This is a genomic window from Pseudomonas sp. ChxA (genome assembly GCF_030263855.1).
GTDB classification, from domain to species: domain Bacteria; phylum Pseudomonadota; class Gammaproteobacteria; order Pseudomonadales; family Pseudomonadaceae; genus Aquipseudomonas; species Aquipseudomonas fluorescens_CB.
Genome location: NZ_JARPMK010000001.1, coordinates 3,786,043 through 3,799,759, shown reverse-complemented (window position 1 = coordinate 3,799,759; position 13,717 = coordinate 3,786,043). Strand labels below are relative to the sequence as shown.

17 protein-coding genes and 1 pseudogene are annotated in these 13,717 nt (G+C 56.1%); 6 read left to right on the top strand and 12 right to left on the bottom strand.

Annotated features, from left to right (window positions below; all coding sequences use genetic code 11):
* Window positions 1-306: 306 nt before the first annotated feature.
* From P5706_RS16990 to P5706_RS16970, 5 genes and pseudogenes are all read left to right on the top strand, one after another.
* Window positions 307-1,353, top strand: a complete 1,047-nt coding sequence (locus tag P5706_RS16990) for a helix-turn-helix domain-containing protein (RefSeq protein ID WP_083294012.1) — start codon at window positions 307-309, stop codon at window positions 1,351-1,353.
* A 204-nt stretch (window positions 1,354-1,557) separates the two neighbouring features.
* Window positions 1,558-1,881 (top strand): hypothetical protein, encoded by a 324-nt coding sequence (locus P5706_RS16985; RefSeq protein ID WP_070413470.1) that lies wholly within the window; start codon window positions 1,558-1,560, stop codon window positions 1,879-1,881.
* Window positions 1,871-2,353, top strand: a complete 483-nt coding sequence (locus P5706_RS16980) for a hypothetical protein (protein ID WP_120265759.1) — start codon at window positions 1,871-1,873, stop codon at window positions 2,351-2,353. Before P5706_RS16985 ends, P5706_RS16980 begins: the two co-directional genes overlap by 11 nt.
* Before the next feature lie 229 nt (window positions 2,354-2,582).
* On the top strand, window positions 2,583-2,957 hold the full coding sequence (locus P5706_RS16975; RefSeq protein WP_070411930.1) for a hypothetical protein: 375 nt from the start codon (window positions 2,583-2,585) through the stop codon (window positions 2,955-2,957).
* Window positions 2,958-3,248: 291 nt separating this feature from the next.
* Window positions 3,249-3,443, top strand: a pseudogene (locus P5706_RS16970) (transposase domain-containing protein); the annotation flags it as partial.
* A gap of 208 nt (window positions 3,444-3,651) precedes the next feature.
* On the opposite strand, the gene P5706_RS16965 reads toward P5706_RS16970, so the two are convergent.
* The 12 genes from P5706_RS16965 to P5706_RS16910 all read right to left on the bottom strand — a co-directional run bounded on the left by P5706_RS16965 (window position 3,652) and on the right by P5706_RS16910 (window position 13,221).
* Window positions 3,652-4,383: a TIGR03747 family integrating conjugative element membrane protein gene (locus P5706_RS16965; RefSeq protein ID WP_070411929.1), complete on the bottom strand. Its 732-nt coding sequence runs from the start codon at window positions 4,381-4,383 to the stop codon at window positions 3,652-3,654.
* 86 nt (window positions 4,384-4,469) lie between these two features.
* Window positions 4,470-6,575 (bottom strand): type IV conjugative transfer system coupling protein TraD, encoded by a 2,106-nt coding sequence (traD, locus tag P5706_RS16960; protein ID WP_070411928.1) that lies wholly within the window; start codon window positions 6,573-6,575, stop codon window positions 4,470-4,472.
* 9 nt (window positions 6,576-6,584) lie between these two features.
* Complete coding sequence (locus P5706_RS16955; protein WP_078466825.1) at window positions 6,585-7,100, bottom strand: integrating conjugative element protein; 516 nt, start codon at window positions 7,098-7,100, stop codon at window positions 6,585-6,587.
* Window positions 7,097-7,645 (bottom strand): lysozyme family protein, encoded by a 549-nt coding sequence (locus P5706_RS16950; RefSeq protein ID WP_070411926.1) that lies wholly within the window; start codon window positions 7,643-7,645, stop codon window positions 7,097-7,099. The genes P5706_RS16955 and P5706_RS16950 overlap by 4 nt, the downstream gene beginning before the upstream one ends.
* A complete protein-coding gene (locus P5706_RS16945; RefSeq protein WP_070411925.1) occupies window positions 7,627-8,346 on the bottom strand; it encodes a TIGR03759 family integrating conjugative element protein in 720 nt (239 codons plus the stop codon). The genes P5706_RS16950 and P5706_RS16945 overlap by 19 nt, the downstream gene beginning before the upstream one ends.
* 9 nt (window positions 8,347-8,355) lie before the next feature.
* Complete coding sequence (locus P5706_RS16940) at window positions 8,356-9,027, bottom strand: chemotaxis protein (RefSeq protein WP_078466824.1); 672 nt, start codon at window positions 9,025-9,027, stop codon at window positions 8,356-8,358.
* Entirely contained in the window at window positions 9,024-9,566 is a 543-nt protein-coding gene (gene pilL2, locus P5706_RS16935) for a PFGI-1 class ICE element type IV pilus protein PilL2 (protein ID WP_058426004.1), read from the bottom strand. Before pilL2 ends, P5706_RS16940 begins: the two co-directional genes overlap by 4 nt.
* 106 nt (window positions 9,567-9,672) lie before the next feature.
* The gene (locus P5706_RS16930; RefSeq protein ID WP_078466823.1) at window positions 9,673-10,419 is read right to left on the bottom strand and encodes a DUF5983 family protein; all 747 of its coding nucleotides are present in this window, start codon (window positions 10,417-10,419) and stop codon (window positions 9,673-9,675) included.
* Window positions 10,420-10,471: 52 nt separating this feature from the next.
* Window positions 10,472-10,966 (bottom strand): RadC family protein, encoded by a 495-nt coding sequence (gene radC, locus P5706_RS16925; RefSeq protein ID WP_058426002.1) that lies wholly within the window; start codon window positions 10,964-10,966, stop codon window positions 10,472-10,474.
* A gap of 100 nt (window positions 10,967-11,066) precedes the next feature.
* A complete protein-coding gene (locus P5706_RS16920; protein WP_058426001.1) occupies window positions 11,067-11,324 on the bottom strand; it encodes a hypothetical protein in 258 nt (85 codons plus the stop codon).
* A 71-nt stretch (window positions 11,325-11,395) separates the two neighbouring features.
* Window positions 11,396-11,977 (bottom strand): STY4534 family ICE replication protein, encoded by a 582-nt coding sequence (locus P5706_RS16915; RefSeq protein WP_070411921.1) that lies wholly within the window; start codon window positions 11,975-11,977, stop codon window positions 11,396-11,398.
* A gap of 902 nt (window positions 11,978-12,879) precedes the next feature.
* Window positions 12,880-13,221 carry a helix-turn-helix domain-containing protein gene (locus P5706_RS16910; RefSeq protein WP_070411920.1) on the bottom strand — a complete coding sequence of 114 codons (342 nt, stop codon included), beginning with the start codon at window positions 13,219-13,221 and terminating at the stop codon, window positions 12,880-12,882.
* A gap of 209 nt (window positions 13,222-13,430) precedes the next feature.
* On the opposite strand from P5706_RS16910, the gene P5706_RS16905 reads away from it, so the two are divergent.
* Window positions 13,431-13,688, top strand: a complete 258-nt coding sequence (locus P5706_RS16905) for a hypothetical protein (RefSeq protein WP_070411919.1) — start codon at window positions 13,431-13,433, stop codon at window positions 13,686-13,688.
* The last annotated feature ends 29 nt before the right edge of the window (window positions 13,689-13,717 follow it).

Genomic DNA, 13,717 nt, shown 5'->3' with positions numbered 1-13,717 from the left:
CAGATATTTCTCCAGTTCGCCTCTTTTCAATTCACCTATGTTCTCGAAGTCATCGCACCCTTTAGGTGGTCAGAGGATCAAGACGGTTCGTAGGAGTCTCTCATTGCGATTTTGTATTGCCCTGATCAAAGGCTTTAACGGCCGAAGCACATGAACAATAAATCTTTCATTTGACATTGATTGCGCCAAGAAAATACAACAGGAAGAATTTCAGGGAAGTCGCCATCATCTCCGTATCATCGCACAGATGATGGCCATTGAACTTCAGCAGTTTAGGTCGCTCTATCTGTTTTAGCAGGAGTACATGTGGAGAACGCCTCTTATAGCTTCAGCACTCAACCCTACCCACCTAGACAGCGTTTTGAAGTCTGGCGTGAAGAGGTGAATGCACTCTTTGACGTGAGGATTGGCGAGTCTGAATCAATAGCGTTCAACTATCGGCTGACCACCTGTTACCTGGGCGCGCTGTTGATGGGGTGCGGCGTATGGGAGGGCACACAAAAACCAGTGCATTATGATGTCAAACGGTCAGCTCAGATGATCCGCCGCGACGGCCTCGACCATTACTATATCTGCCTAGGCCTGTCTCATTCGATCAACGGCTTGGCCGGTCAGGCACCGTTGGTGGCATGTCACTCGCAGATTTATGTGTTGGACCTTGCTCAGCAACTGGATTGCGTTATCACGGCAGGCGATACGATTATCCTGACGGTTCCTCGGGACTTGCTGGCAGCGCAATTAGGCAATAAGGACATTCATGGGCTGGTATTGAGGGGCGGTTTGAGCGACCTGCTTGCCGATCACATGCGTGCACTACGAGCGCGGTCAGCCAGTTTTAAAAGTGATGAGACACTCTATATACAACAAGCGACTCTGGCCATGGTCGCGGCCGCGATAACACCCTCCATTCCAAACCTCAAAAGCGCTGAAACCGAAATTGATCGCTCACTGTTCAACCGCGCCCGGAACCTGATCGAACAGCATCTGCTGAACCCCGATCTGGCGCCAGCGTTCATATGCCGGCACATGGGGATTTCAAGGGCTGGACTCTATCGTTTATTCGAGCAAGAGTCCGGTGTTGCGGCTTACATACAACGACGCCGGTTAGACAAGATAAGGGCTATTCTCCAAGGAGATAGCAACGTTCAGCATCGAACCTCCGGGCTGGCCTTTCAATTTGGGTTCAAAAGCGAGTCACACTTCAGTCGCTCGTTCAAGAAGGCTTTCGGCTATTCGCCAAAAGAGGCGCGGGACTGCCTCATTGCATCTGAACACTTCGGCTCAGCAGGCCAGACCTCTGTGCACACTGGTTTTTCGCTTCGGACCGTGCTTGATCAAATGACTTCGGGTTGAGACGGACAGGCAAGGAATTGGGACGCAGGGGCAAAGAATTTTTTCTCGTTTTTTTTTATTACGTTTTATAGTTGATATCCCTTCGATCCGCCGGATTGATGAAATTTGTACAGCTATTACTCTACTCAATCCAGGTGAGGTAGGTTACGGATGTCTCAATTCGATCATCTACTCAGTTTTTCAGTCAACAAAAGGATGTGTGATATGTCGCTGCTTAAGTTGTATGTAATGTTAACCACACTTGCGCTTTTGAGTGGCTGCAATGCTCTTGCCAGTAAGACGAATATGTTGAGTGACGATGACGTAAAATCTCAAAGCGCTGGTGCGTTGGGCTATGCTCCAGCCGACCTGACAGTTATCAACCGGCGAACGCAAGGTACCAATACCTACGTACTGCTAAAAACCAATGATAACAAGCAGTTTAACTGCATTATCAACGGAGGTAACATCTTGACATTCGGCATGTCCAACCCGCCAGCCTGCGCACCAAAAGGTCAGCCGATAAAGAGCGCACCGTTTGGAGGATAAGACTGCGTACTCAAGCAGCATTCACGCTCATCAATTTTTACGGCAGAAAAGGTTCAGTATGCCTGAATGCAAATTGAAGTATTTGATATTAATTCTTTTGTCAGTGTTAGCATCCGGCTGTGAAGTGCTGGCAAATACTGTGCCCACCATTCCGGACGTTATAAATCAGAATAAGTTTGAGGGGGCTAATATACAGGTAGCATATGCTCAATATGGAAAGCCCGCCCAACTGGTTAAGAATGCTGACGGCGGGTCTGTTGCGAGATGGTTTTATGAAAGTCAATATTCCTTAACGGACACTGCGAATACCGTCAGCGCAGGCCCTAGCGGTGGCGTGATGCTGACACCTACATCCAGCACAAAATACTATGATAAAAAATGTACTCTAGAAATTGCATTTAACGCGCAAAATATAGTCACTGACTATAAGACCATTAAAAACTCTCCCGGAAGCTGTAATAAGTGGTTCTAATTAAGGCATGGGTGGCCCCGAGATGCGCGCTGAATCAAGATAGTACGATCCAGCGCGCCACCCCATGCCAGCTAACAGTTGGCACGGTCGAAGGGTTAGGCGTTACCTCGGATCCAGGATGGCACATGCACGGAGCAAGTTTTTTGAACTGCATGAGTAACTAGACGAGCTCACTCCTCTGTCGTAGGGTTGCTTTTCGTTGGGCGAAGGCTGGGAATGGAGAAATCACATGAGCACCACAAGGAAATTCGCAATGGTTTTGTCTGCGGTGGGCATTTTGGGCGGATGCGCCGTAAACAATTCTGACACGCTCGCTCGCAAACCCATGAGTACGCTTGAGCAGGATCAGCAATTGGTCGCTATGGGGATTCTTCCGCCGTCTGTTTTGGAAATTGACGCCGAATTGGAAAAGGTTCCGCCTAACAGTCCTAGAGCCCTCCAACTGCTGAAACAGAAGCTTGCGGTCACTCAGCAACAGCAGAACAGACTTCGAGCAGAGGAAGCCTTAAGCCCGCCAGCTATAGCCCCCTCTCAACCGGAAGAGCAAGAGCAACGCATGTGCTCTGTGAATAATGGGTCCGCCATATATTTAGTGCCTTGCTAAAAGCATTTCAGTGCAAAATTTCGGCGAGCGCGAGGAGGAGGGCGAGCCGTGCATGACGACGGCCTGCTACTATCGCCAGCTTGACCGCGTGATCGGGCCTGACCAATGGCGGCAATTTCGCTTTCCAGCTCCGCTCCACATGGAGCCGGGGCTGGGACACGCCGAGCCCAATCAACTCGCGGAGGTTGAGGTTCTGGGGATGGGTTATGGGCTGTATTGGGAATGCGATGTACGTGGACTAGTCTACCCCCGACCTGATGGCGGGGTATCTGCGCCACCAACGCCTATTTTGGGCGCTCGAATTGGTTCCTTGCCGGATCGCTAAGCAGCGGAAAACGGGCTGCTGCGATCATGAGTTTGATCCAGTCATGCGCGCATGAATGGGCATGATCCATATGCTTATCTGAAGCAAGTTTGACTTGTCTGCCGACGCGACGGGCGATTGAGATCATGGAGTTGCTGCCGCACAAGTGGGCATCCGTTTAACTACGCAAGGCGTGTTCGCCGTGCGCCTACCGTCATTTGGCCTATATAGCGGACATTGGGCCTGTGCACTACCAAAGTAGATTGGGGGATTGCTGCGCGCAAATCCATTTCTTAGCGAAGGCGTACCTCAGCGCGTAAGCAGCCGAAACACCACTCGCGAAGGATGACCACCCCCGTAATGATTTTAGAAAAAAGCTTAACTTAGCGCTTAGAGATATTTTTTGAACGTCGCGGCTGTGATTGCCGTAGTCACCCCAAGCATCACGGAGCAAGGTAGAAATATCACCATTGGATTAATCGTAAAGGGCAGGGATAGGTAGATAATCCAAGGCACGACCAGTAGTGGTATTACCGCACGTTTAGCACGGTGATAAACAAAACTACTCTCTCGGCCAGCGCCAAATTTGCGTAGGTCGCGGCGCATCAAACCATCGACAAAACCAGTAAACGTGGCCAACAAAAATAGTGGTGTGGACAGGACCAGAATGGCCAGGCGCACCACGAAGGTAAAGGTCACATACACCGCCGCCAGCACGAAATCCTCAATGCTTACGTACAGCTGATTGATCCAACTCCAGAAGTTTTTGCCCTGGCTCGACACCCGCGCCTGCTGGGCAAAATCTGCAAAGCCGGTCTTGACCAACAACCATTGATTGAGAAAATCCAGCCACTGGACAATCGTCTGTCCGGGTTGTTGAATGATGAGTGAAGATTTGAAGTGCTCGCTGACCCAACCCAATTCGCTACTCAACATGGCTTGGCTGTGTCGCCAGCCCTGATCACTCCAGAATAGCAGCAAACCGGCGAATTCAATCAGAATCGAGAACAGCAGTGAGGCAACCAGCAAGCCGATGATGCGCTGGACCAGGCTGATGGCCGAGACGATCATTCCCGGATGCTGGATCGGTTGTGGCGGCGTGTTCTGTACGGAAGTCACCATCATTCACTCCATTGGTGCCACATGGCTGATGGCGTTAACGCGCCTTCTGTATGTGTTTTGCTGAATCGAAACCAGGAGGGGTAGGGCTACCCCACCTGATCTAAATCGAAGTTGGTAGTTGGGCCGCCACTGCTTGCGCTCCACCACTGCCCCGCTTGCGCGTTGTAGGTCGCCCGCATTCGCTGGGTGAGCTCCTGCAGGTCCTTGGGCATGGCATCGTCGTTGGAGGGTTTTGGCAATGGCATGCGGACTTTCCAGAGCTGCCCACCGGCCTGGAAGGAGAACATTTGCCCCTTGGGCAAACTGACGATGTGAGCCGGCTCGATCAGCGGCACACTGGTGCTGCTGACACGGTCCTGCGAGGAGGAGGTGAAGTCTGTATTGGCTTCAGGATCGGAGGTGTCGGTGGCACCCGACACCAGGGTCTTGGTCAGCACGTTAACCTTGGGCAACTGCTGGGTGAGCAGTTCCGCAGTGGCGGTTTCGCGCACGCGGAGCATCTGTAGGGTGTTGAAATTGCCGATCACCTGACCGGCCTTCGCGCGGTTACCGATTCGCGCTTCGATATCGCTGAGGGTCTGGGTGTAGGCGGTTACCTGGATACCGGCACCGCCGCCCTTGTTAATCAGCGGGATGAATTCATCACCCATCAACTCGTTGAATTCATCGGCGTGGAGGTTGATCGGCAACTTGTCACTGTTGTTACCCGATTGGGGCAGGCCATGGTCGATGCCGTGTTTGTAGATGTGTCCGGCGACCGAGACCAAGTCGGCGAACATGGAGTTGCCCACCGCGGCGGCCACCTCGGCGTCGGTCAGTGCATCCAGACCGACGTAGACGATGCCGCGTTTTCGGATGATCTGCATCCAGTCGAAGATTGGCCGCGGGTCATCTAAATCGGTGTAGTTTGGAGCCAGTAACTGGGCGGTCTTGCCGGTGGTGAGTTTCTCCAGCAGCGGCAGGAGCGAGGCAACGATTTTGTCGAAGTAAGTACGGTCATATCGTACCGCCGAACGCAGTCCGTCCATTACCGGATCAAATACCCGCTTCAGCGCCAAGTACTGCTCGATGGCCACCACACGCTTTTCGCGCCCGATCATATGCCGGGGGATGTTCTTCTCGGAGAGCTTGCCTTCAAGCTGGACGATCACTTCCCACGCCTTTGGGTCGGTCTTGGCGAAAAACTGCTGGGCGTATTCGATAAACAGTGCGTCGATGTTGACCACATGTCGCTGGATCTGCAGGTAGTCCGGACGTCGGCCCAGCTCGATCAGAGCGCGGGCAATGATGTTGACGAAACGCCAGGCGAACTCGCGAAAGGCTGCGGAGTTGCCTTCACCACTGAGCTGCCCGGCGATGCGCGACGCCACTTCCGAAATACGTCCGAAACGCCCCACGGCGTTGTAGCGGGCGGAGATCTCCGGCCAGCCTAGATGGAACACATAAAACTCCTTTTCCCGACCAGCGCGTTTGGCTTCGACGTACATCCGTTTGAGCAGGTCGGCATCGCCCTTAGGATCGAAGACGATGACCACCTCATGTTCGACGCGGTGAATGTCCTGGGTGATATACACCTCGGCGAGCCGGGTCTTGCCGACACGGGTAGTGCCGAGCACCAGGGTGTGTCCGACCCGTTCGCCCAGCGGCAGACTGACTTCCGTTTCATCGGGCTCGACCCCATGCAACAGTGGCGAGCCACCTACCGGGGGCAAAGGCCGCAACGGATTGAAGGCACTGTCCCAGGCCGTGACACGGGCCAGTATCGAGAGTGGAAACGGTGCATGCTCCAGGCGCCGTTCGAGTCCACGGGCCAGGCGGTAGCTGGTCGGTTGGTCGACATAGTGGGCGACCGCCGGATCCTGGGCCTCGACCAAGCGCTGGGTATGCAGGCGGGTCCAGCGAAAGCCGCGACCCATGAACAGACGCTTGCGGCTTACCGGAATCTGCCGACTGGTCAGCTCGTAGCGGGGCAGCCGCCGGATATTGCGCCGATAACGCAGCACCTCCCAAGCTTGTCGCAGCCGGATAAGGCCGAACAGGGCATAGGCCAGCGCCGCCACCAGCCCGATCTCGGATGACAGGGCCACAGCCCAGGGCGAGTACACGCACAACACCGCGGCAGCGATACAGATTGCTACGGTGTACAGCTCCACCGCTGGCCGGAGCTTGGACTCCATCGCATGCTCGGCCATGACCTGGACTCACTGTTCCAGTGAGGTGGAAGTGATCAAGACGGGATAGTGCTCAATCTGCAGGCGGGTGGCGATGTCGTTGCCGTTGACCGGCAGGATGGTGATGCCCGGCGCGGCCGCTCGAATTCGGGCCAGGGCTTCAGTATCGGTCACTTCGACGGCGAGGCCGGCCGCCCCCATTTCTTGCAGTTCAGTCGCACGCTGATGCAGCCAAGCCAACGATTGGGGATCCTGCCCGACAAGGAAAAATGGCCGCAAGCCCGGCATGTCCAGGGCGCGAGTTGTGATTTGGCCTGGGCTCAAGTGAGAGCTGCGCACGGGCAGTATCCAGGTTTCATCGGCAAATGCAGGTAGGTCTGCATGTATGGCCCGAGCAGGCAGGGTCTTGTTGTTTATTGGCGGCCTGGAAGCGTCAAACTGGGGACGGGTGAAACCGCCAGGCTGAGCTTCTGCAAACGACAGTCCTGGATGGGCGAGCGCAGCCAAGAGCACGGCGAAGTAATACGCACTGTGAATTCGCTTCATGGTGGTGTGCCCTGTTTAAAGGAAACCTGCAGTCGTTCGAGTTGCCGGGTAAATCCGGCGCGGTAACGCGCCGCCGACGTTCCTCCTGCCGGGCGGTGATAGCGTCCGGCAGCTGACACCCAGTCACCGGTGACGGCGTGATGCTCCTGCAGCAGCGCGGCGGTCACGGCGAGATTTCGGTAGGGATCAAGGGCTTCGCAGGGGGTGGAATAACGTTGTCCGTGGTAACCCAGGTTGATTTGGCCGAGTCCGGCATCGACCCGCTTGGCGTCATGTCGGGCGAGGGCCTGAAGCAAAGCGTGACAGGCGGCCTGGCGAGTGGCGAAGCGGTAAGGTGTTCCAGCGATGTTCAGTGTCCAGGGCCAGGGCAGCAGTCGACCACGGACGTGGATACCACTCTCCTGCAGGGCGATAGCGAATAGCACCGTAGAAGGAATGTCGGCGTCATGCGCCGCCAATTGGTAGGCCGGAGGCGGAAGTTCGTCAGCCTGGACGGCGAGCATTGTCAGCATGAGCGCAATACCACTCAGTCGATGCGTTGCCATTGTCCATTCACCTCTTGAAATGTGGCAGGCAATGGCCCCGGGGCTCCCAGGCTGAACCAGCGACCACGGTCATGGTTCAGGGTGATCTGCCGGCGTTGAACCTTGGTCGGATCAACGGCTGCTTGCCGAGCCCAGCTACGGACGCGTTCATCCTCGCCTTGGCTGCCCACCAGGTAGATATCGAACGCCGTGTCACTGTTTTGCAGACGCTGCGCTTCGGCGGTGCACGCTGGGCAGTGGTCCTCCACAAACAAGGCTTGACGCGGCATGACCGCTGAGCTGGCAGGGGACGGGGATGCCATGCCCTGGATCGGCAGCAGCCCGGGAAACAGCTTGGCCCAGGCCGCGGTGTAAGCGTTTTGGTAGGCCAACTCGCGCTCAGCGCGTTTGGCTTCCAGCGCTACCTGCAATTGGGCATAGCGCTGGCGCTCTTGGTCGGTCTGGGCCTCGACCCCGAGTGCGGTTAACGGATCGAGGTGCGGGCTCCAGAAACCGCGTGGGCCGGCTTGGATCTGTTCGAAGCGCGTCCACTCCTGCTCCGTCAGACCCCAGCTCGCCGCCTGTTCAGAGTCAGAGCGCCCCAGCGGAGCAGACTGCGTGTCCTGGGTCCGTGACTGTGTCGTGACGGGGTTGCCCATCGCAGCGCCCATGGCCAATAGCGAAGCGAGACAGACGACGGTGGGCAGTAGCGCTCTGTTCATGTTCGCTTCTCAAGGGAGGTGCACGGTCTGGTCTGGCTGAGTGGCCACCGCGAAGATGGCTGAGTTCGACTCCAGCACTTTCAGGTGCCAGGCTCCGAGCTGCTCGCCGCTATGCAGCAGCCGGACATCCGTGAGCGAGCGACTGTCATGAGGTGCGACTGCCAAAAAACGCTGACCACCACGGGATTCGACCCCCAACACCGAGAACGGTGGCGAGAGCGGGACGGGCTTGGGGCGAGCGGTCTTTTTCGGTTTGGTCGCAGAAGGCGTCGGCGGTGGAGGGAATGGCTTTGTCCTGAGGTCCAGGAGCTGCTGCTCGACCTGTTCAAGGCGTGCGCGCAGCGCTGTTAGGTCTGCCTCGGTGGCGCGGGCTGCCAGACCATCGCGCAGCTCCTGTAGTTCTTGTGCCCACTGATCCAGCATCGGATCGAGGGTATTGGCCTGTTGCTCACCGGTATCGACCATCTGCTTCAGGTCTTTCAGTGCGTAATGCAGCTTCTCCTGGGCGTCCTTGAGGGCGCTTGAATCATGTTGTAGGGAGTCCAGGGTTTGTCGGTATTGCGTGTTCGTGCTCTGCAGTTCGGCCACGCGTTGATACTGGTTATACAAACCACCGCTCAGGCCGGCGATCGCCAAGCAAAGCAGCCCAATGATGAGGGTTTGAAACGTCGAGGCTCTCATGGGCGTGCCTCCAACAGATAGGGCGAGACGGGTGTGATCAGCGCGACGCCGGTCTCCGTTTTCTGCTGTTCGAAGCAGACTGAACGGCTGACTTCGTCGGTCGTGAGTTGCCAGGCGGGGCCAGCGAGCACTTGCAGCGCGCGGCGTAAAGGGATTGGACCAAGCCGGTAATGGGCAGCGGGGAGGGGCCGAGTAAACAGCACCCTCACCGACGCGGTAACGGGGCAGAGCGCATAGCCCGAGCGCTGCAATACGTACTGCAATGCATCCTGCACCGAAGGGTTCAGGCTGGACGGGATGCTCACGTCAATGATTTGGGCAAGAAGATCGCGTTGTTCCGTGGTGGGCTCGGTGCTGACCAGCGTGTAGCGGCCATAACGAAGCTCTGCCGGATGGCTTTCTTCGGCTATGCCCTTCGAGTGCTGGGCCCGATTGGAGCCACTGTCAATCTCTGGATCGGTCGGCAAAGGGTTGGGGATTTGCGCGGTGCAGGCGCTCAACAAACCCAGCAGGCAGACAGGCGTGAAAAAACGCTCCATGGAAAAAACCTCATGTCAGATTCAGTGCAGAACCTGACATGAGGTGAAGGAGCGATTCAGTGAGAAAGTTGATTCAAGGTGGGTCGTGTTAACGCTGAACACGTTGCTATTCATCGAAAATGGCGAGCCCATCCAAGACGGCAGCGTCGGGGTCGAAGATCAACAATCGCACATCCGCCAATGCCGCCAAATACAGTACGTTGACCAAGGCTTCCGGTGTGCCTGCGTCGAGTTGTTCTTGTCTCAAGCTCGAATAACGATTGCCCTCAATGTTCAGCAAGTTCTCGTCCGTCCATGGCGTGCCGATCAGTTTGCAACCGATACCGCAGCAATCTGGCAGCGTAAAAAGCTCGAACAAGAGGCCGGTTTGCCGCAGAGCGAAGTTACTGACCCACTCCTCCAGATAAAGCATCGCTGCTTCGGGAAGGTGCGCGGTACTGATTTCCCAGGCTCGACTGTAGTGTCCCGTTTCGAAGCTCAAGCGATGGACCATGGCTTGGGCCTCTTCCAGGGAGTACAGATCACCGAGGTGATGCCGCTCGTTGAGCATTTCGCCCATTACAGCGTAGATCACTTGGCGCACTAGCCCACTGGACTGACAGCGTTCGTCCAAATCATCCGAAATGGAATGGCCTTTGCTGATAATGGCGAAATCGTCATTGAACAGGCAGGGGAACAGTTGCAGCTCGTCGTCGGGCAGATGGGCCTGTGTGTCGTGCACGGGTCGAAAGCAGGGAGGGCAGTCGTCTTCGTAGGTGATCAGTAGCAGCCGTTCGATATGAAGGTTGTCGTAACCGCGAGCAAATGGGTTGGAGGCCGTCAGCAGGGCTGCAGCTTGGTGTGTGGGGTTCATGAAGGTTCTCCAGAATGAAAATGAACAAGGCGCCCGAAGACGCCTGTGAGGGTTAAAGCCAGCCATGTTCGGCAAGAGAGAGAGGACGACCTTCACCCACGATGAAGTGATCCAGTACGCGCACTTCGATCAAGGCCAAGGTCTCTTTCAACCGTGCAGTCAAGACGTGATCCGCCTGGCTGGGTTCTGTACAACCTGAGGGGTGGTTATGAACAAAAATGGCGGCCGCGGCGTTATGCGCTAGGGAACGCTTGACGACCTGGCGGGGGTAAACGCTGGCGCCATCAATGCTGCCGTGAAAGAGGACTTCGAACGCCAACACCCGGTGCTTGGCATCGAGAAATATCACACCGAAGACTTCATGCTCTTGTTGCACAAGATGCAGTTTTAGGTATGAGGCCACGGCGTCAGGCGACGTCAGGTTAGGGCCGCGGTTGAACAGCCGACGATCCAGAATATGCAGTGCTTCGTCGATCACCTGGTTTTCTTGGACGATACAATCAGCCTCGAAATCCGAGGTCTCAATCAGGGTGAGTGGGGTGTTCATGGGGGTACCTCCGAAGGGAAAAATCAGGGGTACACGCCCGAGGGGAGTGGTGTCCCCGAGGTGGGTGTGGAGTCGCGGGCGTTAGCAGGTGGCGCGCTGTTTACAGCCGCGTGAATCGGTGGCGTTGACCGTGTAGGTGTGAACCACAACCGTCGCAGGGCAATGGGGAAAAGGCTTTTATTCCCCAGCCAGTTTCGGGATCGAAGTCGGCACTGATGGGCATTAAGCGAACCAGTCCACGAGGGATGTCAGCGATGCGTTTCTCGATTTCATTCGTCGTGTAGTAGAGCGACAACGTGCTGTAGTCCTCGTAAGCCGTAGCGAACAGGCAGTCGTCGCAAAGCCAGAAGGATTCCATGTTGGTTCTCCTGTGCGGATTGAAGAAAAGGCGCTCGACGGAGCGCCTTGATGAGGAACATCGTGGACTGTTCAGGCGGACTGAACGGTACGGGTGGCATCACGGCGGGCCGTGCGGGGAGTGGGTGGAGATTCAGGTTCGACCCGAGCCTCTGTTGGGTTTGCGGACTCCTCAGCTTCGGCATCTGCCGACGCTGAGGATGGCTCACTGTTTGGCACTGGCTCAGCAGGTGCTGTTACTTGCTGCCTGGCGGGCGCTTTGTATTCGAACGTGCCGTTGACCTTGATCCAGTCGATGAACAGCAAACGACCTTTCAGGCTGGCGCCCGGTTGGCCTTGTTTCTCGCCTTTCTCGTAGAGAAATGGATCGATCCACAGGTCGCCGATACGGAACGACAGCAAGACCTTTTTCTCGGCGTTGACGGCGTCCATATAGAGTCGAATCAAGCGTTCAGCTTCGCCCCCCGCGACTTTGCAGTCGAAACGGGTGTACTCGACCGCATCGGAGGCACCGTGCAGGGCGGCGATATCGCAGGCCATGAACGGCTGGCCGCGGCGGACTTGGACTTCACGAACACGGTTGAGGTAACCGATACCGACGGTGTGCAGGTTGAAGTAGGTGGTCACTTCTTGGGATTGGTTGGCGTGGGCCATGGTAGTTCTCCTGTTTCAAGGGAAAACGGCGACGCACAGTCCCTGACGGGGAAGTGAGCCCCCGTCAGAGTGGGTAAGGTGAAGGCGAGCGATGAGCGACTCGGCACCGGCAAGCCGATGACGATCAGAACGATGCGTCTGGGGAAATAGCGGTGCAGCAGAGGAGCATCTGCGTTGGTGATCCGCAAGCATAGGGTAGTGGGCATTCATCACCGCTGAAGCGGTAACCGCGCGAGCTTCCGAACGCTGATCGCACTTGGGTAAACCACCACGAACGTGGCGTAGCCTTGAAGGTTCTGGCTACCTGGGCTGGGCTGTCAACGACAGCGAACCACGCCCTTTGTATAAGCCTGTCATAGGGGAGCGTCAAGACGCTGCCACCCGATTTTTTATGGCCGGAATATAGTGGTAGTCACTGGACTGAAGAAAGTGAAGAGTGCGCCTGGCGGGGTGCCAGGCGAAGAAGAGAAAAGCCACCTTTGACGGTCATACGCAGTCGATAAGCTCCTCGCAAAACTTGATTTAACTGCGCCATGATTCGCCAACCGACCCGTGTCGTGGCCTGGATCGGAACATGCTGGCACGCATCCGCGCACAAAGGGTGCCCAGTGTTTCCCCGGCGGGCTCCGGGGCTGAATACAATCGCCGAAGCGGATGACCGCTATTGCCTGGTACAAGCAACAGCGGTCATCCGCCACATTGATCAGGTCGAGCACAAACAGGAATGAAATCCCACTGAAGAGAAGGCCCCGAACTCTAGAAGTCCGACCGAGCTACCCGGAGCGCATCGGTCTTGGGTCGCCGTAGGCGATGATCCGAAGGCACTACAGCAGAGTGGGAAGGATGACGTCAAGGCTGAGGGCAACCCTCAACGCCTCGAGATCGACTACGAGTGAAGGAGCCTATTTCTTGGCGAGATGAGCAGCCAATTGCTCGACGGTGGCCAGGATAAAGGCACGGTCACTCTCTTTCAGACCGTTCAGCATACCCGCAATCATCTGGCCTTGGTCGTTGGGACGACTGCTCGACTCCGTGAGCAGCTCATCCATCCTGCATTCAAAAATATCTGCTAACTGCATCAGCTTGACCACGGAGAGCTCCACCACACCCCGCTCCAGGCGCGAGATGGCTTCACTGCCAATCCCCAGGCGTTCAGCCACCTCTTCCTGGGTCAGATTACGCTGGGTTCGGTGCTTCGCGATCATGCGCCCGATTTGGGCTTGGGTTGGATGTTTATGTGCCAAGTGATGAGTTCTCCAATTCAACCCGAATGGTTGAGCAAAGACCCATTGACATGAACATCCTTGTAGGTTGAGTATCGACTTATAGGGTTGTTATATTGACTGAAATATCTGGTTGTCGCGACGTGACATGTGTTCCCCCAGGAATTAGAGCGCGTAGTGACCAGTGAGACTGAGCGGTCTGATAGGACCAAATGGAGGCAAGGTTGAGCATGGATGAGCAGCGAGAGCAAGACATGGACCTGATCTGGGCTCGAACACTGGAGCTGTTTATCAAGATCCATGACTGCCCTGATAACCCTGAACACCGCGACAGCCTTGTTCATTGGCTTAACGAAGATCCTGCTCACCTGAAAGCGTTCAACGAGCTGGGGCAGATATGGATCGCGACAGGCATCGCCTTGGCCCGTGAAATAGGACGACCGCTAGACGACTTGGAGAAGGGTCAGGCGCCGTTGATGATGCACTGACAACACCCCCCCGAGGTTCATGTGAACAC